A 25,323-nucleotide genomic window follows, 5' to 3' on the forward strand; every position below is an offset into this window, starting at 1 on the left:
CTTCGTTCCAGGCACGCCCGCGGAAAGCGAAGTGCCTGGAACGGAAATCAAAGACAAGTTAAACACAGCCATAAAAATAAATAAGTTAGTTCCGAATAAATATAGTTGGTTCAATTTATGCTTAAAGGGTTGACAATGAAAATAGAATTTATTATTCTTTAGCAATAGTAATTTAATAAAAACTTTCGTATAACTCCAATGATATGGTTTGGAGGTCTCTACCAGGAACCTATAAATTCCTGATTACGAAGAAGATACATGGATTTGTATTTTCTTCGTAATCAGGAATTTTTTTTTATATAAAAATTAGGAGGTAAATATTAAAATGAATTTTGCAACTTTACCTAAAATAGAACTTCATTGCCATTTGGATGGGAGTCTAAGACCGGAAACTATCATTGATATTGCAAAGAGAGAGGGGATTAGTTTGCCTTCGCTGGATAGGGACGAACTGCAAAGAGAGCTCATTGCGCCATTAGAATGCGAATCCCTTGATGAATACTTAGAGAAATTTTCTATACCTAATTTAGTTATGCAGTCAGAGGAAAATCTTAGAAGAATCACCTTTGAACTTTTTGAGGATGCGGCCCGCGAAAATGTGAAATACATGGAGGTAAGATTTGCTCCATTACTTCATACAGCAGGGGGATTAGACGTTGAAGAGATTATCCAAAGCGTTTTAATTGGAATGAAGGATGCCGAAAATCAATATGAAATAAAGGGAAACTTGATTCTTTCCTGCATGAGGACGATGCCTGCTTCCCGTGCTTTTGAGGTGGTAGAGAAGGGGAAGAAATTCCTTGGAGAAGGTGTAGTGGCCATTGATTTATGTGCATCGGAAGAGGAAGGATTTTCTGAAAAATTCGTAGAACCCATTGCATTGGCTAGAGAATATGGTTATCGAGTAACCATCCATGCAGGTGAAACGGGTGTAGGTAAAAACGTATTAGAGGCAGTTGAACTTTTGGGTGCGGAGAGAATTGGCCATGGCGTATTTATAAAGGACTATGAAGAGGCATATAACATCGTAAAGGAAAAGCAAATAGTGCTTGAAATGTGCCCAACAAGTAATGTGCAAACCAAAGCAGTGAACCAGTTTAGCGAACATCCTATATATCAATTTCATAAAGATGGAATTCAGGTCACGGTTAATACAGACAACCGGACAGTTTCAAATACAACGATGGCAAATGAATGTGACATCGTATTTAAAGAATTCAATATAAGTGAAGATGACTATAAGCAAATTTACCTAACTAGCGTAGAAGCAAGCTTTGCCAATGCCGAAACAAAGGAAATGCTGAAGAAATATATCTCTAGATGAAAAGTAGAATGATAGGTGTCAGGGACCATGTGAAGAATTCACATGGTCCCTGACACCTTTTTGTCTTTTCTTAAGCAAACCTTAAGATTGCGATGCTAGATTTGAGTTACTAGAGATGATTTTAATCCTTATAAAATCAGTCGCAAGGGAGATAAAAGGATGAAAGTTTTATTAGCGGAAGACGATTTGCGTCTCGGTGAATTAATTGAATATATGCTTAAAAAGAAAGGCGGCTACCAAGTCGAGTGGGTAACAAATGGAGAGGATGCTTACTATTATGCTACCACCGCCCACTATGATGTCATCATCATGGATTGGATGATGCCAAATGGGACAGGTGTGGAAGTTTGTGCAAGATTACGGAAACAAGGTTATTCTGGTGCGATTCTGATGCTGACTGCAAAAGATACCGTTGGGGATCGAATTGAGGGCCTGGATTCAGGTGCAGATGATTACCTCGTTAAACCGTTCGAAATTGACGAACTTTTAGCTCGGCTCCGGGCCCTTACCCGTCGTAACTATGCGCCGATTTTGGAGGAAGAAATTCAAATTCAAGGTTTGGTTCTGAATCGGTTGAGTCATAGTGTTAGTTTGGGTCAAGAGGAAATTCAACTAAGCCCTCGAGAATTTCAGTTGTTAGATTTAATGGTAAAAAATATGGGGCAAGTTCTGCCGCGTGAAGTAATTTTAGAGCGTATCTGGGGCTTTGATTCAGAGGTTGCACCTAAAACGATAGATGCAACCGTCAAATTAATCCGCAAAAAGCTCCAATCTTTCGGAAAACAAGATTTGCTTCAAAGTATTAGAGGGGTAGGGTACAAGTTTGGAAACTAAAATTGGATCCTTCATTCGTGCATTCATCAAACGGGGTGAAAAAGATATTTTTAGACACACGCAAGGCAGATTAACCCGCATGTATAGTGGATTGCTCATGCTTTTTCTACTCTTTTTTATCGCAATTGTTTATATTGTCCTTCATGTTATCATCTTAAACAACCAGGAACGTGAACTGCAATCATTGGTGAATCAGGAAGCGAGTTTCATCGAGAATTCATTACTAAAAAATGAACAGAGTGACTTGAAAGGAATCGATAACCAAGAAGTCGTGTTTGCAGGAGTAAATCAGTTCTTTTATTATCTCGTTAATTCTAACGGAGAAATAATAATGGGCAATGAATCAGATAAGCGGATGCGGCAAAATATACTCCGGCTCATCAATGGAAGAATCCAAAATGAAGGGGAGATTCGAAAGGAAATTGTGCATGCTGAAATGAATGCTAATGGAAGGGGAATGAAGGGGGAATTTCACCCGCGTGAGACTTCTCAAGATATCCAGCTCATGATTGCCAATCGGTCTATTTATAATAATGGTCAATTTATTGGGAAGTTATATGTTGGAAAAGACATATCCTTTGCATATCAGCTGTTCCGCTCACTATTGATGATACTTATAACAATAGGAATAGTATTTTTGGGGATAGCCATCTATATGAGTGTCGTCATGTCAAAAAGAGCGATGATTCCAATTAGCGGCGCGTTTACAAGGCAGCGTGAATTCGTGGCAGACGCTTCGCATGAATTACGGACACCATTAAGTGTCTTGCTTTCTTCGATTGATGCAGTGGAAATGACGATTGAACCTCAAAAGAGAGACATGGTGGAGAAAATTCTCATCAATATGAGACAAGAAGTGAAACGGATGACACATCTGGTGAGTGATTTATTGACACTAGCTCGGTCAGACTCAAATACCATTCAGCTTAGTTTAGAGACCTTTGACTTTCGTCCTCAAGCAGAAAGAGCGATTGACTCAGTTCGTCCGCTGGCTGCTGCTAAACAAATTTCTCTCCATTTGGATTCACCTGATTCGCTGATTGCAGTCGGCGATCCGGGGAGGCTATCACAGCTATTGTATATTCTTTTAGATAATGCAATAAAATACACAACAAACGGTGGGGAAGTTGGTCTTGCGCTGAAAATTGAAGGACAACAGTTATGTCTCTCCGTTCAAGATACGGGGATTGGAATAAGTGCAGAGGATAGTAAGCATATCTTTGAACGGTTTTACAGGTCTGATAAATCGCGTTCCCGGCAAATGGGTGGTCATGGCTTGGGACTTTCCATCGCCAAATGGATCGTTGACACACATAAAGGAACGATAAAAGTTACCAGTGAACTCGGAAAAGGGAGTACTTTCATCGTTTATATCCCACAGGTTTTTAAAGGATAGGTATATGTCAGATGGTGCCTGACACCGTCTGACATACACATTCTAAAAACCATCCTTCTTCAATCGTTAGTTATATCGCTTTATTTGCATATTCCGCGGCCGCGTCTTTTCCTAAAAGCCCAACTTGGATGAGGCCGTTTAGAATTCCGTGATTAGATGATGTCGTGGTAATAAGATCAGCTGCGGCCTTTGCTTCAGGAACCCCATTACCCATAGCGATTCCCGTTCCAATCATCGTTAACATCTCCAAATCATTCAAACCATCCCCAAACGCAAAACAGTTCTTGTTGCTGATATCTAAGTATTCAAGCAGTTTGCTAATACCAACCGCTTTTGAGGCGCCCTTTGGCAGAAAATCATAAGCAAAATCATGCCACTTGACGAAGTCTAAATCAGGAAAATGGTCGACGTATTGATATTTGTCCTCGTGGTTGCAGTAAAGATGTCCCTGAAAAATTGGCTGATGTTTATAGAATGCATCGTCAACTTTAGGATAAGGCATCATTAATGAGTCAAAACTAGATTCAATAAATGGGTGATTTTCTTGGCTGACTTTAAAATTATCGTGACTGCAGTAGGCCAGGGCATGCCCTTTTCTTGCTGTCAAAGTGGAAATCGACTGAAGCAGCTCGGGATTAATTGGATTGGCATAAATTTCTTGCCCTTCAAATACCACATATTGTCCGTTCATGGAAATAAAAGAACTAATATTCAATTCTTTTTGAATCCAATAAAACATTTTCGGCACACGACCAGTGGCAATTACTGTGTGTACTCCTTTTTCCTGAAGTAAACGAACAGCTTTCTTTGTGGAATCCGGAATCACTTTATCCTCGTTGAGCAATGTACCGTCGATATCAAAAAACACCATAGGTTGATTCATTTTTTATCCCTCCGTTAAATCACAACAGGTCGTTACGCTCAGGGAATTCTGATAACGCCGACCTGGTGTTGTGAGTTCTTGCAAAAACAGGATAGTTTATGAAACGCGTTTCAGGTCAAGTGGATTGAAAAAAATAATTTCTGTTTTATTAGGTACGGAAGGTGAAGACGGGAGAAAATAATCAATTCGTGAGACTCAAACGGTATTCCGTTCAATTAATGTTACGGGGATTTCATATTGAGCAATCTCCTCATTTTTGCTGATACCTTGTAAAAATAGTTTCCTGCCCATCTCCTCAAGTGGGATTTCAATCGTTGTAATACTCATCAATTTAGCGATAGGTTGATTGTTGAACCCAATAAGGGCAAGATTATCTGGTATCGTAACACCTAGATTTTGTGCACAGGTAACAATCCCCGCTGCAACATCATCGCTTGTCACCAGTAAGGCTGTTGGTGGATGAGGCATCTTTCTAATCTGCTCTACTACCTTTTCCCCATCTTCAAAGTGAAGACAATCTTTAAAAATATAGGAAGGGTTAAAGGGTAATCGATTGTTTTCTAAAAAATCCTTATATGCTAATTCTCTGTTTTTACTATTAGTACCTGATTGACGTCCGATGCAATAACCAATTTTTTTGTAACCCTTTTGAAATAGGTAATCTAATGCAAATAGGAAACTTTTATAGTGATCCACAAATGAGGAGGATACTTTTTTTCCTCTGGTATCTTCACATAAAATGATCGGTCCAAAAGGCAAATACGTTTCTATAGTTGTCCAATCGGATATTCTTGAGCAAATAATTAACGCATCAATCTGCTTTTGTTTTAACGTTTGTAATGCATCTAATTCTCGGCTTTCCAGGTAGTTGGTCTGAAATAACACCAAATTGTAATTGTGTTTTAACGCTTCATTTGCAATTCCTTTTATTAATAGGGCAAAGTAAGGGGTATCGATAAAAGGAACTACCACTCCTACAAGAAAGGTCTTTCCTGTACTTAAATGGACTGCATTAATATTTTGTCGGTAATTACTCTGTCTAATCGCCTCTGAAACGGCATTCCTTTTTTCGGCACTTACATACGGATGATTATTTAACACTCGAGAAACAGTGGTTACAGAAACACCTGCCATCTTGGCCAAATCTTTAATATTTGTCATTCCATTACCTTCCTAAGCGGTGCCTGACACTCCGTAAGCTGCAATGCAATTCCGCGTTTTACTGTTCAATTTATATAATTGTATATTATAACCGAATTTTACTATAGAAATAGTGCTTCATTATGGTTGCATTAATGACCGAATGATGGAATGGCTATCTTAAAAAATGATAATACTTATTTTTTATAGAATAATAGTTGACTTTAAAGATGGATGATAGTAATATAGTAAATCTGATGAGGGAATATCAAACGAAACTTAGATGTTTCTTGAAAAAATAATCCTTCACCAGTTGACAAAAGTGATTGTGGTTGATATGATAATAATCTCGTTTGTTCGGAAAATATTATTTCAAAATAGTATTTGACTTTCTGAAGATGAGATGATAAACTATAAACCTGTCACAAAATAGTTCTTTGAAAACTAAACAAAACAGAAGCGTCAACAAAATTTTTATTAGTGACACTTTCGGAAGAAAGTAAGCTAAGCCAACGTAATAAATGAGCTAATCAACTTTCTTGGAGAGTTTGATCCTGGCTCAGGACGAACGCTGGCGGCGTGCCTAATACATGCAAGTCGAGCGAGACTCTTCGGAGTCTAGCGGCGGACGGGTGAGTAACACGTGGGCAACCTGCCTGTAAGACTGGGATAACACCGGGAAACCGGTGCTAATACCGGATAATCCTTTTCCTCTCATGAGGAAAAGCTGAAAGTCGGTTTCGGCTGACACTTACAGATGGGCCCGCGGCGCATTAGCTAGTTGGTGAGGTAACGGCTCACCAAGGCGACGATGCGTAGCCGACCTGAGAGGGTGATCGGCCACACTGGGACTGAGACACGGCCCAGACTCCTACGGGAGGCAGCAGTAGGGAATCTTCCACAATGGACGAAAGTCTGATGGAGCAACGCCGCGTGAGCGATGAAGGCCTTCGGGTCGTAAAGCTCTGTTGTTAGGGAAGAACAAGTACCGGAGTAACTGCCGGTACCTTGACGGTACCTAACCAGAAAGCCACGGCTAACTACGTGCCAGCAGCCGCGGTAATACGTAGGTGGCAAGCGTTGTCCGGAATTATTGGGCGTAAAGCGCGCGCAGGCGGTCCTTTAAGTCTGATGTGAAAGCCCACGGCTCAACCGTGGAGGGTCATTGGAAACTGGGGGACTTGAGTGCAGAAGAGGAAAGCGGAATTCCACGTGTAGCGGTGAAATGCGTAGAGATGTGGAGGAACACCAGTGGCGAAGGCGGCTTTCTGGTCTGTAACTGACGCTGAGGCGCGAAAGCGTGGGGAGCAAACAGGATTAGATACCCTGGTAGTCCACGCCGTAAACGATGAGTGCTAAGTGTTAGAGGGTTTCCGCCCTTTAGTGCTGCAGCTAACGCATTAAGCACTCCGCCTGGGGAGTACGGCCGCAAGGCTGAAACTCAAAGGAATTGACGGGGGCCCGCACAAGCGGTGGAGCATGTGGTTTAATTCGAAGCAACGCGAAGAACCTTACCAGGTCTTGACATCCTCTGACACTCCTAGAGATAGGACTTTCCCCTTCGGGGGACAGAGTGACAGGTGGTGCATGGTTGTCGTCAGCTCGTGTCGTGAGATGTTGGGTTAAGTCCCGCAACGAGCGCAACCCTTGATCTTAGTTGCCAGCATTCAGTTGGGCACTCTAAGGTGACTGCCGGTGACAAACCGGAGGAAGGTGGGGATGACGTCAAATCATCATGCCCCTTATGACCTGGGCTACACACGTGCTACAATGGATGGTACAAAGGGCTGCAAGACCGCGAGGTTTAGCCAATCCCATAAAACCATTCTCAGTTCGGATTGCAGGCTGCAACTCGCCTGCATGAAGCCGGAATCGCTAGTAATCGCGGATCAGCATGCCGCGGTGAATACGTTCCCGGGCCTTGTACACACCGCCCGTCACACCACGAGAGTTTGTAACACCCGAAGTCGGTGGGGTAACCACAAGGAGCCAGCCGCCTAAGGTGGGACAGATGATTGGGGTGAAGTCGTAACAAGGTAGCCGTATCGGAAGGTGCGGCTGGATCACCTCCTTTCTAAGGATAAAATGAAGTACTTGATACTTCATTAAAGGACGTTTCTGTTTTTGTTTAGTTTTGAGAGAACTATCTCTCGAAACTTGTTCCTTGAAAACTAGATAATAATTGACAAGACATCATATAAACAAGTAAGTTCTTTTAATAATTAACTTCGGTTAAGTTAGAAAGGGCGCACGGTGAATGCCTTGGCACTAGGAGCCGATGAAGGACGGGACTAACACCGATATGCTTCGGGGAGCTGTAAGTAAGCTTTGATCCGGAGATTTCCGAATGGGGGAACCCACTGTTCGTAATGGAACAGTATCTTTACCTGAATACATAGGGTATAGAAGGCATACCCGGGGAACTGAAACATCTAAGTACCCGGAGGAAGAGAAAGCAAACGCGATTCCCTGAGTAGCGGCGAGCGAAACGGGACATAGCCCAAACCAAGAGGCTTGCCTCTTGGGGTTGTAGGACACTCAACATGGAGTTACAAAGGAACGGGGTAGATGAAGCGACCTGGAAAGGTCCGTCAGAGAAGGTAAAAACCCTGTAGTCGAAACTTCGTTCCCTCCTGAGTGGATCCTGAGTACGGCCGGACACGTGAAATCCGGTCGGAAGCAGGGAGGACCATCTCCCAAGGCTAAATACTCCCTAGTGACCGATAGTGAACCAGTACCGTGAGGGAAAGGTGAAAAGCACCCCGGAAGGGGAGTGAAATAGTTCCTGAAACCGTGTGCCTACAAGTAGTCAGAGCCCGTTCATGGGTGATGGCGTGCCTTTTGTAGAATGAACCGGCGAGTTACGATCCCATGCAAGGTTAAGTTGAAGAGACGGAGCCGCAGCGAAAGCGAGTCTGAATAGGGCGTATGAGTATGTGGTCGTAGACCCGAAACCAGGTGATCTACCCATGTCCAGGGTGAAGTCCAGGTAACACTGGATGGAGGCCCGAACCCACGCACGTTGAAAAGTGCGGGGATGAGGTGTGGGTAGCGGAGAAATTCCAATCGAACTTGGAGATAGCTGGTTCTCTCCGAAATAGCTTTAGGGCTAGCCTCACGTAGTAAGAGTCTTGGAGGTAGAGCACTGTTTGGACTAGGGGCCCTCATCGGGTTACCGAATTCAGACAAACTCCGAATGCCAAAGACTTATCCGTGGGAGTCAGACTGCGAGTGATAAGATCCGTAGTCAAAAGGGAAACAGCCCAGACCACCAGCTAAGGTCCCAAAGTATACGTTAAGTGGAAAAGGATGTGGAGTTGCTTAGACAACCAGGATGTTGGCTTAGAAGCAGCCACCATTTAAAGAGTGCGTAATAGCTCACTGGTCGAGTGACTCTGCGCCGAAAATGTACCGGGGCTAAACGTATCACCGAAGCTGTGGATTGACATCTTTGATGTCAGTGGTAGGAGAGCGTTCTAAGGGCGTTGAAGCTAGACCGTAAGGACTGGTGGAGCGCTTAGAAGTGAGAATGCCGGTATGAGTAGCGAAAGATGAGTGAGAATCTCATCCACCGAATGCCTAAGGTTTCCTGAGGAAGGCTCGTCCGCTCAGGGTTAGTCGGGACCTAAGCCGAGGCCGAAAGGCGTAGGCGATGGATAACAGGTTGATATTCCTGTACCACCTCTTTATCGTTTGAGCAATGGGGGGACGCAGGAGGATAGGGTAAGCGCGCTGTTGGATATGCGCGTCTAAGCAGTTAGGCTGAGAGGTAGGCAAATCCGCCTCTCGTGAAGGCTGAGCTGTGATAGCGAGGGAAATTTAGTACCGAAGTTCCTGATTCCACACTGCCAAGAAAAGCCTCTAGCGAGATAAAAGGTGCCCGTACCGCAAACCGACACAGGTAGGCGAGGAGAGAATCCTAAGGTGAGCGAGAGAACTCTCGTTAAGGAACTCGGCAAAATGACCCCGTAACTTCGGGAGAAGGGGTGCTTTTTGAGGTGAATAGCCTCGAAGAGCCGCAGTGAATAGGCCCAGGCGACTGTTTAGCAAAAACACAGGTCTCTGCGAAGCCGCAAGGCGAAGTATAGGGGCTGACGCCTGCCCGGTGCTGGAAGGTTAAGAGGAGGGGTTAGCGCAAGCGAAGCTCTGAATCGAAGCCCCAGTAAACGGCGGCCGTAACTATAACGGTCCTAAGGTAGCGAAATTCCTTGTCGGGTAAGTTCCGACCCGCACGAAAGGCGTAACGATCTGGGCACTGTCTCAACGAGAGACTCGGTGAAATTATAGTACCTGTGAAGATGCAGGTTACCCGCGACAGGACGGAAAGACCCCGTGGAGCTTTACTGTAGCCTGATATTGAATTTTGGTACAGCTTGTACAGGATAGGTAGGAGCCTGAGAAGCCGGAGCGCTAGCTTCGGTGGAGGCGTCGGTGGGATACTACCCTGGCTGTATTGAAATTCTAACCCGCACCCCTGATCGGGGTGGGAGACAGTGTCAGGTGGGCAGTTTGACTGGGGCGGTCGCCTCCTAAAAAGTAACGGAGGCGCCCAAAGGTTCCCTCAGAATGGTTGGAAATCATTCGCAGAGTGTAAAGGCACAAGGGAGCTTGACTGCGAGACCTACAAGTCGAGCAGGGACGAAAGTCGGGCTTAGTGATCCGGTGGTTCCGCATGGAAGGGCCATCGCTCAACGGATAAAAGCTACCCCGGGGATAACAGGCTTATCTCCCCCAAGAGTCCACATCGACGGGGAGGTTTGGCACCTCGATGTCGGCTCATCGCATCCTGGGGCTGTAGTCGGTCCCAAGGGTTGGGCTGTTCGCCCATTAAAGCGGTACGCGAGCTGGGTTCAGAACGTCGTGAGACAGTTCGGTCCCTATCCGTCGTGGGCGCAGGAAATTTGAGAGGAGCTGTCCTTAGTACGAGAGGACCGGGATGGACGCACCGCTGGTGTACCAGTTGTTCTGCCAAGAGCATCGCTGGGTAGCTATGTGCGGACGGGATAAGTGCTGAAAGCATCTAAGCATGAAGCCCCCCTCAAGATGAGATTTCCCATAGCGCAAGCTAGTAAGAACCCTGAAAGATGATCAGGTTGATAGGTCAGAGGTGGAAGCGTGGTAACATGTGGAGCTGACTGATACTAATCGTTCGAGGACTTAACCAAAACGAATATATGATGATTGTCAATTATCTAGTTTTGAGGGAATAAAACCTCATATAGTCTGGCAGCAATGGCGAGAAGGTCACACCCGTTCCCATACCGAACACGGAAGTTAAGCTTCTCAGCGCCGATGGTAGTTGGGACACGCGTCCCTGTGAGAGTAGGACGTTGCCAGGCTAGCCCTTTTGGGTTATTTTTTTCGTCAAGATTTAATCTGGCCCCTTGGTCAAGTGGTTAAGACACCTCCCTTTCACGGAGGTAACACGGGTTCGAATCCCGTAGGGGTCACCAATATTTTTTGTACAAGCGTAATACAACTTTCATTAATGTGGAGGATTAGCTCAGCTGGGAGAGCATCTGCCTTACAAGCAGAGGGTCGGCGGTTCGATCCCGTCATCCTCCACCATGATTATATTTGTTCTTTGGCGGTGTAGCTCAGCTGGCTAGAGCGTACGGTTCATACCCGTAAGGTCGGGGGTTCGATCCCCTCCGCCGCTACCAATTAATTATTTATTAATATCTGGAGGAATACCCAAGTTTGGCTGAAGGGATCGGTCTTGAAAACCGACAGGCGGGTCATACCGCGCGGGGGTTCGAATCCCTCTTCCTCCTCCATTATCTTTAATATATTATTGCCGCGGGGTGGAGCAGTCCGGTAGCTCGTCGGGCTCATAACCCGAAGGTCGCAGGTTCAAATCCTGTCCCCGCAATTTGGTCCGGTAGTTCAGTTGGTTAGAATGCCTGCCTGTCACGCAGGAGGTCGCGGGTTCGAGTCCCGTCCGGACCGCCATTTTTTTCTAGTAGGTTTCCTGCTATTGATATATAGATTATTTTGGCGATTGTGGCGAAGTGGTTAACGCACCTGATTGTGGTTCAGGCATTCGTGGGTTCGATTCCCATCAGTCGCCCCATTTACTTTATAGTATTGGGCTATAGCCAAGCGGTAAGGCATCGCACTTTGACTGCGACATGCGTTGGTTCAAATCCAGCTAGCCCAGCCATTTTTCTTTATTTTTAAACTGCGGGTGTAGTTTAGTGGTAAAACCTCAGCCTTCCAAGCTGATGTTGTGAGTTCGATTCTCATCACCCGCTCCAATATGGGCCTATAGCTCAGCTGGTTAGAGCGCACGCCTGATAAGCGTGAGGTCGATGGTTCGAGTCCATTTAGGCCCATCATAAAAAACGACTTAGAAGTTTCTTACAACTTCTAAGTCGTTTTTTTACATACACTATTTGCAAAAAATATGTTTCCCAATTCTTTTGATTTGTGGCCGACTCCATATCCAACCACTTGTCGCGGTATCAGGATTAAAATAATATATGGCTCCGCCACTAGGATCCCAGCCGTTGATTGCATCCATAACTGCTTTCTTCGCAGTAGCATTGGGTGTTAAATTAATCTGACCATCTGCCACTGCAGTAAAGGCTCCTGGTTGATAGATGACACCTGCAACTGTATCAGGAAACGATGAGTGGCTGACACGGTTCAAAATGACTGCTGCAACAGCGACTTGCCCTGTGTATTCCTCACCACGTGATTCCCCGTAAACAGCGTTTGACATCAATTGAATATCATTTTGTGAAAAACCGCCTGTTACATTAGCAGAATTGTTACCTGATGAATTAGTTTTTTCGTATTTTGTTGCTTTCACGATAGCTGCCTTTGTATTAGCGCCTACAACTCCATCCACAGGAAGACCAAATTGATCTTGAAAATTCCGTACGGCCCAATATGTATTCCAGCCAAATACACCATCTACATTACTTGTATAAAAGCCGTTATATTTGAGTCGTGACTGCAACTCAATAACATCTTCTCCTGTTGAACCCCTTTGGAGCACCTGACTAGTGAACGCTAATACGTCATTACTTTGTTCACTAGTGGTGATGAATACAACAAAAAGCACAATAAAAATCAGCCGTGTCTTTATGAAAGCTTTTTCTAGCAAAATATAGCCTCCTAAGAACAGTAATAACGTTATTTTCTTCAAAAATTATCCTTTTATGTAAGATGAATAAAAAAGAATACCGCCAGATTGCGGTATCCCTCCCATAACTATTGTTTATTTGACTCTCTAATTACTTCCGTATAAAACTTTATCGCATGAAGGTAGTTTTCGACACTGACATGTTCATTCGTCCCATGCATTCGATTGAGGTCCTCTGAAGTTATCTGTACAGGTAGGAACCGATAAGTATTACTAGAAATACGATCATATTGCCTTGCATCAGAGCCGGCAAACATTAAATAAGGGGCAATGACTGCTTTCCCGTATACATTCCTCGCAGCTTGTTGAATCGACTTAAATGGCCATCCCGTAATTGAAGACACCTTGGAGGCTTCATTACCTGTTACCGTCACGTTAATATCATCATCATCGATGGTGTCCTCAATGAATGTCTTTACTTACTTAAGGAATCACCAGGCATGAGCCGGAGGTTGATGAAAGCCGTCGCTGTTTCAGGTAAGGCATTATATTGCTCGCCAGCTTGAAAAATCGTGGGGGCAATCGTGGTACGAATTAATGCTGCAGATGCTGGCTGTCCAAGTAATATTTTTTCAATCACCGGCTCAAAAATGACTTTGTTGGCAAACACATATTTCATACCAAAACTCATTTCTGGTGCAACATATTCAAATAAATCTTCACCGGGACCTCTAAGGTCACCATGAAACTGAGTATCTTCAAGTTTCGCAATAGCACTTGATATCCGGCCAATATTGGTGTGATCCTTTGGCTGCGAGGAATGACCGCCACTGCCTTCAATCGTCAGTTTTGCCGTAGCTGATCCTTTCTCCGAAATACCAACGACACCAACTGGCTGGTCCACACCAGGAACCATGTTTTCGACAATCGCACCGCCTTCATCTAAAACATAGTCAAAGGTAATTCCTCTGTCTTTAAGTGTATCTACAATCGCGCTCGCCCCTTCATCACCGCCGATTTCTTCATCAAATCCAAACATGAAATACAGATCTCGCTTCGGCTGGAATCCTTCCATTAACAGAAAATCCACTGCTTGCAATATTCCAATCACGCCAATTTTGTCATCTAATGTCCCCCGACCCCAAATCTTTCCGTCCACAACCGCACCACTGAAAGGGTCTTGCTCCCAATTGGATTCCGTTCCAGATAAAACAGGAACCACATCATAATGACTTGTTAGACCGACAGGCATTTTGCCTGAGTCGCTGCCTTTCCATTTATATACAAGGGCATACTTATTTACTCTTTCAAATTTTAACTGTTCGTAAATGCGTGGGAAACTTTCATATAAAAAGGCAATAAATTTTTCAAATTCCTTAAAGTCAAATTTATTGCGATCTTGATAGGATATGGTTTTGTAAGTTATTGCTTTGGATAATTTCTCAACTGCAACATTCTCGTTAATTACTATGTCTGTTGGGTGGGGAGCCGGTTGTTTTGATTTTACTATCAGAGTGTTGAAAACGATTACAATTAGGAAAATAATAATGATACCGCCGATAATTTGTAGTGCAAGCTTTCGTTTTTTCATAAAAAATATCTCTACTTTTCCTGTTAATACCTTAATTGTACAATATTATCAGAATAGAAGGAACTTTATGTGATTATAAAAAGAAAAGAACGATTATCATGGATAATCGCTCGAAATAAAGTACTTCCTTTATTTAAGTGCTTTGCTAACTTTAAGTTTCTTTCCTTTAATGGTGGCATTCTCCATCGCCTGTAAGACGAGTGCGCCCTTGCCATTCAAAATATCAACATAGGTCATTTGATCCTGGATGGTGATAATGCCAATATCATCGGCTGTGACACCAGGAATTTTTGCGATTGTTCCAACAAAATCGACTGCGCGCATCTTCTTCTTTTTTCCGCCGTTGAAATGGAGTTTCATAATGCCTTGGTTAATACGGGCTGTTTTATTATTTCGCACAACGCGGCGGCCGCTGATTTTTTCATCAAAGGCTTCTTTTCCTTTTGCAACATCATCGGGTTTTGGAGCTTCCATCTTAGGTATCTCAAAGCCAATATAGCGCTCAATCGCCCGAACAAATTTCCCTTCATATGGTGTGGCCAAGGTAATCGCTTTGCCCTCATTTCCGGCACGACCCGTTCTTCCAGTGCGGTGGACATAGCTTTCTTTTTCCATAGGGACGTCATAGTTGATGACGAGGGTTACATTATCAATATCAATTCCGCGTGCGGCCACATCCGTGGCGATGAGGTAGCGGAAATTTCCCATTTTGAAGCCATCCATTACCGCAAACCGATCTTGTTGTTCTAATCCTCCATGAAGTCGTTCACATGAATAATTCGATTCTTCCAATTCCGAATATACGGTATCCACATGTTCTTTTGTCCGGCAAAAAATGAGACAGCTATCTGGATTTTCGACAACTGTTACATCTTTGAGCAGGGAAAGTTTGTCTTCTTCTTTGACCTCGATTAACAGATGTTCGATCGTATCCGTCGTGACCCCGGTTGATGCAATCTCGATATTAACAGGATTTTTCATATACTTATGGCAGAGGTTTTCAACATCCTCTGGTAAGGTAGCCGAAAAGACCATGGTGACTCGGTTGGAAGGAAGTTCTTTTATGATTGCTTCTACTTCGTCGATAAACCCCATATTAAGCATTTCATCTGCTTCATCGATAATAAGATACTTTATTTCATCAAGAATGAGGGTCTCTCTGTCAATATGGTCCATGACACGTCCGGGTGTTCCGACGACGACATGCGTTTTCTGCTGCAGTTCTTCTTTTTGCTTCGAAAAGGGTTCTTTCCCGTAAACGGCCATGGCCTTTATCCGTTTAAACCTGCCAATATTCGTTACATCCTCGCGCACTTGAACCGCAAGTTCTCTCGTTGGGGTAAGGATTAATGCTTGTGGCTTTCTTTCTTCCCAGTTAATCATGTTGCAAATAGGAATGGCAAAGGAGGCAGTTTTGCCGCTGCCCGTTTGCGATTTTACAACCAGATCTTGATTTTTCAAGGCCAAGGGAATGACCTCGTTTTGGACCTCGGTAGGAGTGTCATATTTTAAAATGGTCAGTGCTCTTGTGATTTCGTCACTTAAATGATAATCCGCAAAACTTACTTTACTCATGTATTAACCTCATTTATTAGTATTATCCGGCTTACCTTTAGGATTTCTCGCAAAGAAATATCATATGCATAAACTGAATACGCTTCATTATACTGGATATACACCATTCACCCAAAATAATTTTTAAAATTATTTCAAAAAAAGTGCCTGACACCAGAAGTGTTGGTATATCTGGTGTCAGGCACTAATTTGCTGAAAAATATTATTGTAATGTGACATTTGTCATATCCTGCACATGACACCTGCTACTAACATGGACAAATTCTTTTCTATATACTTTGAGATAACGACACAAAGAAGGAAGGGAATTCAAAAAAATGACCTTACAAAATACGAAAACTCTAAAAAAACAAGTAGCTCCCTTTGAAAAATCGACAACAAAAGAAAGTGTATGGCAGATCATTAACACGGTCGTACCATTTTTTGCATTATGGTACTTAGCCTATTTAAGCCTATCCGTTTCCTATTGGTTAGCATTGGTTCCGATTGTAATATCCGCAGGATTACTAACTAGGATTTTCATCATATTTCATGATTGTACCCATCATTCCTTTTTTAAAAGCCGCCGTGCCAACCGAATCGTTGGGACAGCGATGGGTGTATTAACCATCTTCCCATTTGATCAATGGGGACATGAGCATTCTGTTCATCATGCAACAAGTGGTAACTTGGATAAACGTGGAACTGGTGATATTTGGACACTTACAGTAGATGAATATTTAGCTGCACCACTTAGACTTCGTTTAGCTTATCGTTTTTATCGCAATCCATTGGTCATGCTTGGATTAGGCCCGATTTATGTTTTTCTTCTTAAAAATCGATTTAACCGTAAAGGCGCAAAACAGAAGGAACGTAACAACACGTATTTAACCAATGTTCTGATTGTTGCTCTGATTAGTATACTTTGTTGGGCAATCGGATGGCAGTCGTTTCTATTAGTACAGGGTTCGATTTTCATGATTTCAGGAGCGGCAGGTATTTGGTTGTTCTACGTACAGCACACTTTTGAAGATTCTTATTTTGAAGAAGATAAAGAATGGGAATATGTGAAAGCAGCAGTTGAAGGTAGTTCATTCTATAAACTTCCAAAAGTTTTGCAATGGTTGACTGGAAATATTGGTTTTCACCATGTCCATCATTTAAGCCCAAGAGTGCCTAACTATAAATTGGAAGAAGCACACAATAATACTCCACCTTTACAAAACGTACCAACCATTTCTCTTGCTACAAGCTTAAAGTCCCTACGATTCCGTTTATGGGATGAGGAACGAAAGAACTTTGTAAGCTTTAGGGAAGTCAAAGCTTTAGCAAAGAAAAAGTTTTCCGTCCAACAAGTGAAACCGGAAATTTAACAACTAAGATCCCATTATTACAGGCTTGCTCCCCTTCTATAAGGGGAGTTGTTATTTACATAACAGCTGCCAGATAAGGAGAGAACTGACATGATTCGAATAGTTATTGCAGAGGATCAGGAACTGCTGCTTGGAGCAATGGGTTCTCTCTTAAATTTGGAAGAGGACATGGAAGTGGTTGGTCAGGCAAGCAATGGGGAAGAGGCGCTTGCACTAGTGCATCAACTGCAGCCTGATGTTTGTATCATGGATATCGAGATGCCTGAAATGAGTGGGTTAGAGGCAGCAGAAGCTTTACGGTCATTTGGCTGCAAGGTGATTATCCTAACTACCTTTGCACGAAGTGGATATTATCGGCGTGCATTAGAGGCGGAGGTAAGTGGGTTTTTATTGAAGGATAGCCCTAGTGAAGAATTAGCCAATTCCATTCGCAGCATTAATAACGGAGATAAAATTTATAACGCGGAACTAATCGATGAAGACCTCATTGACCAAAAACAAGATATGGAAGTAATCCATCAACACCAACACCTCAAGGAAAAAACAAAAATTAACACAGTTAGAAACTACCTCACCACCATACTGGATAAAATAAAATTACCAACAGGGTAGAAAATAGGTGTCAGGCATCATGTGAAATTTTCACATGATGCCTGACACCCTTTTTATATTTCAATGATAATAGGCAGGATCATCGGTTTTCTTTTGGTTTGGGCGAATACATATTGTCCGACGCTTTTCTTGATGTTTTGTTTCATGACATTCCATTGGCGGATGTTTTCGCTTTGGAGGTCATTAATGGTTTTCTTAGCAAGGCGGTTAATCTCTTTGAGGAGCTGATCTGAGTCACGTGCATAGACAAACCCGCGGGTGATCGTGTCAGGTCCAGAAATGATCTTCCGGTCTCCTTTACTAATGGTAATCACAATTACGAGCATTCCATCTTCAGAAAGTTGTTTCCGGTCTCTGAGGACAATGTCCCCAATGTCGCCAACGCCCATCCCGTCTACATACGTATCTCCAGCTGGAATGGAGCGGGTCTGACGAGCAACGGACTTTTCGATATCAACCACATCGCCATTTTTAATAATAAATGTATTCCCTTGCTCTACGCCCACTGACTCCGCTAATAACCGGTGATGATGCAGCATTCGATATTCACCATGAATCGGAATAAAATAGGTTGGTTTCATTAAAGTTAGCATGAGCTTTAAATCTTCTTGATAACCGTGCCCAGAAACATGCATACCCGTTGAACTGCCTGAGCCATAGATCACTTTAGCACCTAGTTTAAATAAGTTGTCGATGATCCTTGACACATCTTTTTCATTGCCCGGTATTGGTGAGGCTGCTAAGATAACCGTATCTCCCGGATAAACGGAAACATCCCGGTAGTTTCCGCTGGCAAGGCGAGAAAGGGCCGCCATGGGTTCTCCCTGACTTCCGGTACATAGGATGACCACTTTTTCCGGAGCAAGTTGGTCAACATCCCTTGCTTCGATGAGCATTCCTTCGGGCATGGTTAAATATCCCCGCTCTATTGCAACAGAGACGACATTTACCATACTACGGCCAAGAAGCGCGATCTTTCGATTGGATTTTATGGCAGAGGCAACGACCTGCTGAACACGATTTACATTCGATGCAAAGGTAGATATGAAGATTTTCCCTTCCGCTTTCATGAAGGCTTCATCCATATTGTCCCCAATCATCTGCTCTGAAGGTGTTAGCCCTTTACGCTCCGCATTGGTACTTTCAGATATTAAAACTAAGACACCTTGCTCACCGATATCAGCCATTTTATGAATATCGGAATGTTGATTATTCACCGGTGTTAAATCAAATTTGAAGTCTCCGGTATGAACGACATTCCCCTCTGGAGTATGAAAAACAATACCAAGACAATCTGGGATACTGTGACTTACTCTAAAGAAGGAAACCGAAGTTTCCCCAAACTCAAGTTTGGAATTAGAATCAATTGTCACGAGCTTTGTGTTTCCATTCAATCGGTGCTCATCAATTTTTAATTCAATGAGACCCAATGTAAAGCGGGTAGCATAAATAGGGACATTCAATTTTCTTAAGATATACGGGATCCCGCCAATATGGTCCTCATGCCCATGAGTGACAATCAATGCGCGGATTTTCTCCTGATTTTCTTCTAAATAGGTAATATCAGGGATAATTAAATCAATTCCTAATAAACTCTCATCTGGAAACTTTCCACCACAGTCAATGATAAAAATATCGTCCGCGTATTGAACCACATACATGTTTTTACCGATTTCATTGATGCCGCCTAAAGCGAAAATGGATAATTGCTGATCATTGGTTTGCAAGTCAATATCCTCCCTATACTAAGTAAATATCAATAGTATGCCCTTTTGGTTAGACTTTATTGGAAGGGAAGATGAAAACTTTTTCTAGATAGTTACCTTCAAAAAAAGGCTGCCAACAGCACTGAATTCCCTGTGTGTTGACAGCCTACATGCAAATTAAATTAATGTTTTGACTTGGTTTCCAGGTAAAACGACTTGCAATGCCATTTCTTCCTCAGGACTCAAAGGAAGCAATGGCAATCGAAGTCCACCAACCTGCACCCCGCTCATGTTCAGGGCTGCTTTTACTGGTGCTGGATTAGGAGCCGTAAATAATGCCTTCATAAGAGGCAGAAGTTGGCGATGAGAGTGAGCCGCTTCTTGGACGCGGCCATTTTTAAAGTGATTAATCATTTCTTGCATTTCAGTGCCAATTACATGGGAAGCAACGGATACAACTCCAGCGCCGCCAATTGCTAAAACTGGCAATGTTAAGCTGTCATCCCCACTATAAAGGGTAAAATCGCTAGGAGTTTGGCTAATAATAGCAGCCATGGCATCCAAGTTGCCGCTTGCTTCTTTTACAGCGACAATATTCTCGATTTGTGAAAGGCGAACAATGGTCTCTGCCGATAGATTGACCGCACTTCGGCCAGGAATATTATAAAGCATAACCGGCAATGATGTAGATTCAGCAATTGCTTTGAAGTGTTGATACATACCTTCTTGGGAAGGTTTGTTATAATATGGAGCAACAAGCATAATCCCATCTACACCTGTTTCTTCAGCCTGCTTTGTTAAACTGATAGAAGCCCGCGTGTTATTTGAGCCAGTGCCAGCGATGACAGGAACTCTTCCTCTCGCTGCGACGACAACAGCTTTAAATAGAGCGATTTTTTCATCTGTCGTTAAGGTTGGAGATTCGCCTGTTGTACCAGCAACGACGAGCCCGTCCGTACCATTATCAATTAAATAATCTACTAATCTTCTTACTGCGTTAAAATCAACTTCGCCATTCTGATCGAATGGTGTAACCATCGCGGTTAAAACTTGGCCAAATTTCATCTTTTCTCACCCTTTTAATAAATTTTTATAAAATTTAGAGGTGGGCAAGGCCATTCAAAATTCAACGCAAAAAAGCAACAGCGAGGGTTCACTGTTGCAGTAGAAACAAAAATAACTAAGTTCCCGTGCGTAAGATAGCCCTCCATATAGTTTCCTATATGACAGTTCTGTATTTTTTCAATAGCAGAACCAGCTTCATGATAAATGAGAATCAATGAAACTTCGGCAAATTCCCCTTTTCACAACCATCGTTGGACCTCATTATCCTCCAGCTGCGTACTAATGGTCTTTGCGCCTCTATCCTCACTTCAAACGTATTGAAGTAAGAAAAATATATAATTGATAATAATATATCAGAATATTCCTTTTGTTTCAAGGGAAAAAGGAACTATATATGTCAAATCTATGCAGTTTCTAACCCCTGTTTTTCTTTTTCTACTTCTAATGCAGATACAATATACGCAAACCCGTTCATCACAAAATAAATAACATCCGATTGAATCTGTTCCTTTTCTCCTAAATAAGTATTTATGATCATACTGATGGAAAAGAAAACAACAAAGGATAATGCAATTTTATTAAAAATCATCAAATTTACCGACCCCTTTATTTAGGATTCTTATGTTAATCATATTTGCTTAAGACGGGTTTTATGTCTTCATCAAGAGGGTGGTGCTAGAATTCAATGGGTGCCAGGCGTTGGTTCCTTCATTATGGTTCTTCTTGGCAGTTCTTTCTTACCGTGAAGGAAGTAGTAAAGAACCATCGACGCAAGAACGACTGCACCTAGGATTACATACAAAGTACGATAGCCTGTTAGCGGAATAAAAAATCCTAGGATGTATGGACCGAACCCAAGACCGGCATCAAGAAAGATAAAGAAAGTGGAAGTTGCCAATCCCATCCGATGGGGAGGAGTTACTTTTACTGCTATTGCTTGGGTACTTGATTGCAAGTTACCAAAACCAAGGCCGATTAGTACGCCAGATGCTAATAATATAATATTAACGCTTGCGGTGCTAAGCAGAAACAAACCACCGGCAAAGGCAATAATACATGGATACATAATATAGTTTGCCCCTTTTACATCCATTATACGGCCGGTAAGGGGGCGCGATAACAATACGGCTATGGAATAAACTAAGAAAAAGAAACTTGCCGCACTTACTAGGTCAATTTCTATCGCATAAAAATTAATAAATGAAAGAACGCTGGAATAACAAAAAGCTACTACTAATGTAATAACTGCGATTGGAAGTGCCTTGGGTTCAATATAATTGGAAAGTTTAAATCCTTTTGTTTCAGTTGGTTGGGGCGATCCTTCCAATTGTGGCACATTTACAAAGAACGCTGTGATTAAGCTAATGACCCCTAAGGCAAGTGAGAAAATAAATATCATTTGAAAGTCTGTATGCTGGGTCATGTAAAGACCAATGAATGGACCTATTGCGGTAGCCAGTGTTGCGCTCATGCTGAAATAGCCAATTCCCTCTGCTTTTCGTGAAGCAGGGATAATCTGGGCCACAATCGTTCCCGTTGCTGTCCCGACCATTCCAGCTGCAATCCCATGAAGTAAGCGTGTTATAAGCAGGAAGGTAATCCCGAAATTTAGAAAATATAGAAGAAGTGTCAAAATAAAAAGGACGGCACCAATGATTAATGTTCTCCTTCGGCCAATAGACTCAATAAATCTGCCAATCAATAACCTGCCAATCAATGAACCAACAATAAAGATCCCTGTGACAAGACCTGCTTGACTTGTAGAAGCATGAAATTCGTCTACTGCATAAACACCAATGATGACAATTAATAAATAAAAGACTAAAGTGACGAAAAAATTGACCCCGGAAACAATCGTAAAATCCTTGGTCCAAAGTTTAGCTCTTGGTTGATTCACGTTAATTAACTCCTTACTTAATAATATGGTCTCGTATGATTCCCATAATCCGGATGGTCTCAAGCTGTTCCTGCTCTGAGATTCCATTTAAAATGTCATTTTCAAATTGATCAATCGTGACACGAACATCCGTATATACTTTTTTTCCTAGTTCTGTCAGCTGTATCCGCTTTTCACGTTTATCGTTGCTAGGAACCTGTTCGACATATCCTAGTTCTTCTAAGCGATTAATAGTCCGAGTAACTGTGGGCTTTTCTACATATAAATAATGAGAAAGTTCCACAAGTGTAGCAGGTCCATTATTGGATAAGCAGTGAAAAATAGACCATTGCGCTCTGTGTAGTTGGTGTTCAGCCAAATGGAAATTCAATTTATTTTCAAACGGCCGGTAAAGCATCAATAATTGGTGAAAGAATTTTTGTGAAGTCTTTATTTAAATCACCCCGAATAAAATAGATAGTTAGCTAGAGTAATAATTACCTTGGGTAACTATTATAGTGTACCAGATGTGGCTTTATTAGTCTAATCGGTGTTACCAATCAAACGTTTGATTAAAACGAGTTGAAGTCTTGGGATATATGGATTTATGAGGGGATAGTGTATTTTTGAAAAAACTAATCAAACGATTGAGTAAATGGGGGAGAGGCCTTGGTATTGAAGGCTTCTTCTGGTGTGAGAAATTTTTTTGAGGAAAAACTAATCAAACGTTTGATTAAAAAAGGTCGAAAAATACCTCTAAAAAACTAATCAAACGTTTGATTAAATAGGGTGGAAGCCTTGGTATATAAGGATTGTAAGGTACTATTTGTTATTCCTATACAAATACAAACCGAATCCCAACGTATCCCTGCCCCAGGTCAAATAAGTCCGACGCCAAGTTCGGATCCGCTCTAGCATGGCTTCACAATCGGGGTCATCTGGAGATTCAAGGCAATAATTCTCAACGGACATCGAATAAAGCCATTCGTATTCATCCCATTCATCATCATTGGCTACATAAGACCAAAGCGGGATTAACCCTAATTCTTCTCCAGCTTTAACAGTATCCGCATGGGTTTTACATTCCGACTCGTCAGCTCCTCCGAGCGCTTCTAAATATGCAGGGCTTGGAGTATGTTTCCAATATCCCTCGCCAATTAGAATGTAGCCATTTTTCTTAACTAGACGTTTTAATGTCTGTAGGGTGGGTTCAAGTCCGCCTAATGCGTGAGTTGAACCAATACAAATGCCAATATCATATCCAGCTTCTTTACATCTATCGACTGCCGAGGTTGCATCTTCCACTATAAACTCGATGCTGCCTTCAGGAATTCTGCCGTTTGCCTTTTGCTTTGCTTCTTCGATGGCCCCTTCATACAATTCGATAGCTGTAGCGGTTACTTGGTAATTTTCCACCAAGCGAATTAACAGTTCACACTTTCCTGCTCCAATATCAATCACTTTGTCAGAGGCTTTTGGAGAGACAATATCAAGCATTTTCATTATCTTTTTTTCGTTAATAGGATTACTAAAGGCATGATCGCGGTGGGCAATTGCTGAAAATTTATTTCTATCCATTATTAATATCTCCTTGTTTAAGTGGTCTGTATGAAGCGTATCTTACTCAGCTTTATGAAGCAAGTTAAACGTAATGGATTGAATCGTATCTAAAGTAAAGCTGAATAGAAGAGATAGGTCTTTCTTTATGAGGGCACTTTGCCAGTTAAGTGAGTTGCAATCTTTAACACAATTCTATTTAATAAAAGCGTAGTGCAAAATTAGTTTAAATGAGGTTATCAATATGAGAGCATTAGTTTTTAATACGTTTGGCGGGCCAGAGGTACTGAAGTATTCAGAAATCAACGAACCTGTTATCGGTCCGGATGAAGTACTCCTTAATATGAAAGCAATAGGCCTAAATTTTGCCGATATATATAGAAGAAAAGGAAACTACCATCTAGAGGGAGAGCCTCCCTATATCTTAGGATATGAAGGGGCAGGAATAGTCGCAAAGGTAGGAGCAAATGTCCAAGATATCCACATTGGCGACCGGGTTGCCTTTGCCGATGTCCCACATGCAAATGCAGAGTTCGTAGCCGTTCCTGTGGAAAAAGCGATTCCTCTGCCTGAAACAATCTCATTTGCGGAAGGGGCTTCCGTGCTGTTACAAGGATTAACGGCTCATTATTTAACAAAGGATAGTTATCCCGTGAAAAAGAATGATGTCGTACTGGTCCATGCAGCAGCAGGCGGGGTCGGGCAGCTTTTAATTCAAATTGGAAAATTACTAGGCGGAACAGTTATAGGTTTAACTTCATCCTTGGAAAAAGCGGAGGCGGCAGTAGAAGCGGGAGCGGATAAAGTGTTCTTGTACAAGGATGATTGGAAGAGGCAAATCCTCGATGCGACAAACGGTAAAGGTGTCGATGTGGTCTATGAATCAGTGGGTTCAACGCTGCAAGACAGTTTTGATGTCACTCGCATTGGCGGGACTGTAGTATTTTACGGAATGGCAGGAGGGGATCCAGCTTTAGTGGATCCAAGAATGTTAATGGATACATCCAAGACCTTGACGGGTGGTGACCTTTGGAATGTGCTTACCTCCCGAGAAGAACGAATTTCTCGTTCAACTGAGCTGTTCCAGTGGATGACGGAAGGAAAGGTTAAAGTATCCGATCCAACTACCTTCGCACTAAGCGATGGTCAAGAAGCACACCGTTATTTAGAAAGTCGGCAGAGCACAGGGAAAATATTATTAATACCATAATATCCATATAAACTTACGTGCCTCTACAATTGTGGGGGTATTTCTTTTGGAGTCATCTTTGGTGTCAGGCACCAAAATCAGGATAAAGAAAAAATTTAATTTTTTATTGCAA

The 25,323-nt window shown here is 42.5% G+C and carries 18 protein-coding genes, 10 tRNA genes, 3 rRNA genes and 2 riboswitches; of the genes, 19 read left to right on the forward strand and 12 right to left on the reverse strand.

What is annotated here, in order from left to right; genetic code table 11:
- Positions 1–165 precede the first annotated feature (165 nt).
- Positions 166–266, forward strand: a riboswitch (purine riboswitch).
- Positions 267–325: 59 nt separating this feature from the next.
- The 3 genes from add to QNH17_RS02780 all read left to right on the forward strand — a co-directional run bounded on the left by add (position 326) and on the right by QNH17_RS02780 (position 3,554).
- Positions 326–1,324 carry an adenosine deaminase gene (gene add / locus QNH17_RS02770; RefSeq protein ID WP_283877295.1) on the forward strand — a complete coding sequence of 333 codons (999 nt, stop codon included), beginning with the start codon at positions 326–328 and terminating at the stop codon, positions 1,322–1,324.
- 159 nt (positions 1,325–1,483) lie between these two features.
- On the forward strand, positions 1,484–2,158 hold the full coding sequence (locus QNH17_RS02775; protein ID WP_283877296.1) for a response regulator transcription factor: 675 nt from the start codon (positions 1,484–1,486) through the stop codon (positions 2,156–2,158).
- The gene (locus tag QNH17_RS02780; protein ID WP_283877297.1) at positions 2,148–3,554 is read left to right on the forward strand and encodes a sensor histidine kinase; all 1,407 of its coding nucleotides are present in this window, start codon (positions 2,148–2,150) and stop codon (positions 3,552–3,554) included. Before QNH17_RS02775 ends, QNH17_RS02780 begins: the two co-directional genes overlap by 11 nt.
- Before the next feature lie 70 nt (positions 3,555–3,624).
- On the opposite strand, the gene QNH17_RS02785 is transcribed toward QNH17_RS02780, so the two are convergent.
- Complete coding sequence (locus QNH17_RS02785; protein ID WP_283877298.1) at positions 3,625–4,437, reverse strand: Cof-type HAD-IIB family hydrolase; 813 nt, start codon at positions 4,435–4,437, stop codon at positions 3,625–3,627.
- A 195-nt stretch (positions 4,438–4,632) separates the two neighbouring features.
- On the reverse strand, positions 4,633–5,598 hold the full coding sequence (locus tag QNH17_RS02790) for a LacI family DNA-binding transcriptional regulator (RefSeq protein WP_283877299.1): 966 nt from the start codon (positions 5,596–5,598) through the stop codon (positions 4,633–4,635).
- Between the two features lie 515 nt (positions 5,599–6,113).
- Here QNH17_RS02790 and QNH17_RS02795 point away from each other — a divergent pair.
- The 13 genes from QNH17_RS02795 to QNH17_RS02855 all read left to right on the forward strand — a co-directional run bounded on the left by QNH17_RS02795 (position 6,114) and on the right by QNH17_RS02855 (position 11,912).
- Positions 6,114–7,651: ribosomal RNA gene (locus QNH17_RS02795) — 16S ribosomal RNA — on the forward strand.
- A 156-nt stretch (positions 7,652–7,807) separates the two neighbouring features.
- Positions 7,808–10,742, forward strand: a 23S ribosomal RNA gene (locus QNH17_RS02800).
- 57 nt (positions 10,743–10,799) lie between these two features.
- Positions 10,800–10,916, forward strand: a 5S ribosomal RNA gene (gene rrf / locus QNH17_RS02805).
- Together the 16S, 23S and 5S rRNA genes with 10 tRNA genes alongside form the textbook arrangement of a ribosomal RNA operon.
- A gap of 39 nt (positions 10,917–10,955) precedes the next feature.
- A tRNA-Glu gene (locus QNH17_RS02810) sits at positions 10,956–11,030 on the forward strand.
- Between the two features lie 39 nt (positions 11,031–11,069).
- Positions 11,070–11,145: transfer RNA gene (locus QNH17_RS02815), tRNA-Val, on the forward strand.
- Between the two features lie 18 nt (positions 11,146–11,163).
- Positions 11,164–11,240, forward strand: a tRNA-Met gene (locus tag QNH17_RS02820).
- 21 nt (positions 11,241–11,261) lie between these two features.
- A tRNA-Ser gene (locus QNH17_RS02825) sits at positions 11,262–11,354 on the forward strand.
- 21 nt (positions 11,355–11,375) lie between these two features.
- Positions 11,376–11,449: transfer RNA gene (locus QNH17_RS02830), tRNA-Met, on the forward strand.
- Between the two features lie 3 nt (positions 11,450–11,452).
- Positions 11,453–11,529 (forward strand) — tRNA-Asp (locus QNH17_RS02835).
- A 45-nt stretch (positions 11,530–11,574) separates the two neighbouring features.
- A tRNA-His gene (locus tag QNH17_RS02840) sits at positions 11,575–11,650 on the forward strand.
- 15 nt (positions 11,651–11,665) lie between these two features.
- Positions 11,666–11,740: transfer RNA gene (locus QNH17_RS02845), tRNA-Gln, on the forward strand.
- Positions 11,741–11,760: 20 nt separating this feature from the next.
- Positions 11,761–11,834: transfer RNA gene (locus tag QNH17_RS02850), tRNA-Gly, on the forward strand.
- Positions 11,835–11,838: 4 nt separating this feature from the next.
- Positions 11,839–11,912 (forward strand) — tRNA-Ile (locus tag QNH17_RS02855).
- 56 nt (positions 11,913–11,968) lie between these two features.
- Here QNH17_RS02855 and sleB read toward each other — a convergent pair.
- The 4 genes from sleB to QNH17_RS02875 form a co-directional block, all read right to left on the reverse strand.
- On the reverse strand, positions 11,969–12,688 hold the full coding sequence (gene sleB / locus QNH17_RS02860) for a spore cortex-lytic enzyme (protein WP_283877300.1): 720 nt from the start codon (positions 12,686–12,688) through the stop codon (positions 11,969–11,971).
- 107 nt (positions 12,689–12,795) lie between these two features.
- Positions 12,796–13,071 (reverse strand): M20/M25/M40 family metallo-hydrolase, encoded by a 276-nt coding sequence (locus tag QNH17_RS02865; RefSeq protein ID WP_349632560.1) that lies wholly within the window; start codon positions 13,069–13,071, stop codon positions 12,796–12,798.
- 71 nt (positions 13,072–13,142) lie between these two features.
- The gene (locus QNH17_RS02870) at positions 13,143–14,258 is read right to left on the reverse strand and encodes a M20/M25/M40 family metallo-hydrolase (protein WP_283877302.1); all 1,116 of its coding nucleotides are present in this window, start codon (positions 14,256–14,258) and stop codon (positions 13,143–13,145) included.
- A gap of 129 nt (positions 14,259–14,387) precedes the next feature.
- The gene (locus tag QNH17_RS02875) at positions 14,388–15,833 is read right to left on the reverse strand and encodes a DEAD/DEAH box helicase (protein ID WP_283877303.1); all 1,446 of its coding nucleotides are present in this window, start codon (positions 15,831–15,833) and stop codon (positions 14,388–14,390) included.
- 317 nt (positions 15,834–16,150) lie between these two features.
- Here QNH17_RS02875 and desA point away from each other — a divergent pair, with 317 nt between their 5' ends.
- Together desA and QNH17_RS02885 are read left to right on the forward strand one after the other, a co-directional pair.
- Positions 16,151–17,185 (forward strand): Delta(5) desaturase DesA, encoded by a 1,035-nt coding sequence (gene desA / locus QNH17_RS02880; RefSeq protein ID WP_283877304.1) that lies wholly within the window; start codon positions 16,151–16,153, stop codon positions 17,183–17,185.
- A gap of 90 nt (positions 17,186–17,275) precedes the next feature.
- Positions 17,276–17,797 carry a response regulator gene (locus QNH17_RS02885; RefSeq protein ID WP_283877305.1) on the forward strand — a complete coding sequence of 174 codons (522 nt, stop codon included), beginning with the start codon at positions 17,276–17,278 and terminating at the stop codon, positions 17,795–17,797.
- A 53-nt stretch (positions 17,798–17,850) separates the two neighbouring features.
- On the opposite strand, the gene QNH17_RS02890 is transcribed toward QNH17_RS02885, so the two are convergent.
- The 6 genes from QNH17_RS02890 to QNH17_RS02915 form a co-directional block, all read right to left on the reverse strand.
- Entirely contained in the window at positions 17,851–19,524 is a 1,674-nt protein-coding gene (locus QNH17_RS02890) for a ribonuclease J (RefSeq protein WP_283877306.1), read from the reverse strand.
- A 156-nt stretch (positions 19,525–19,680) separates the two neighbouring features.
- Entirely contained in the window at positions 19,681–20,568 is an 888-nt protein-coding gene (dapA, locus tag QNH17_RS02895; RefSeq protein WP_283877307.1) for a 4-hydroxy-tetrahydrodipicolinate synthase, read from the reverse strand.
- 127 nt (positions 20,569–20,695) lie between these two features.
- Positions 20,696–20,876, reverse strand: a riboswitch (Lysine riboswitch).
- Positions 20,877–20,971: 95 nt separating this feature from the next.
- A complete protein-coding gene (locus QNH17_RS02900) occupies positions 20,972–21,157 on the reverse strand; it encodes a hypothetical protein (protein ID WP_260871787.1) in 186 nt (61 codons plus the stop codon).
- 93 nt (positions 21,158–21,250) lie between these two features.
- Positions 21,251–22,465 carry an MFS transporter gene (locus QNH17_RS02905; protein ID WP_283877308.1) on the reverse strand — a complete coding sequence of 405 codons (1,215 nt, stop codon included), beginning with the start codon at positions 22,463–22,465 and terminating at the stop codon, positions 21,251–21,253.
- A 13-nt stretch (positions 22,466–22,478) separates the two neighbouring features.
- A complete protein-coding gene (locus QNH17_RS02910; RefSeq protein ID WP_283879417.1) occupies positions 22,479–22,898 on the reverse strand; it encodes a MarR family winged helix-turn-helix transcriptional regulator in 420 nt (139 codons plus the stop codon).
- A 368-nt stretch (positions 22,899–23,266) separates the two neighbouring features.
- Entirely contained in the window at positions 23,267–24,022 is a 756-nt protein-coding gene (locus tag QNH17_RS02915) for an SAM-dependent methyltransferase (RefSeq protein ID WP_283877309.1), read from the reverse strand.
- A 223-nt stretch (positions 24,023–24,245) separates the two neighbouring features.
- On the opposite strand from QNH17_RS02915, the gene QNH17_RS02920 reads away from it, so the two are divergent.
- The gene (locus QNH17_RS02920; RefSeq protein WP_283877310.1) at positions 24,246–25,211 is read left to right on the forward strand and encodes a quinone oxidoreductase family protein; all 966 of its coding nucleotides are present in this window, start codon (positions 24,246–24,248) and stop codon (positions 25,209–25,211) included.
- The last annotated feature ends 112 nt before the right edge of the window (positions 25,212–25,323 follow it).

The organism is Neobacillus sp. SuZ13 (assembly GCF_030123365.1).
Classification (GTDB): domain Bacteria; phylum Bacillota; class Bacilli; order Bacillales; family Cytobacillaceae; genus Neobacillus.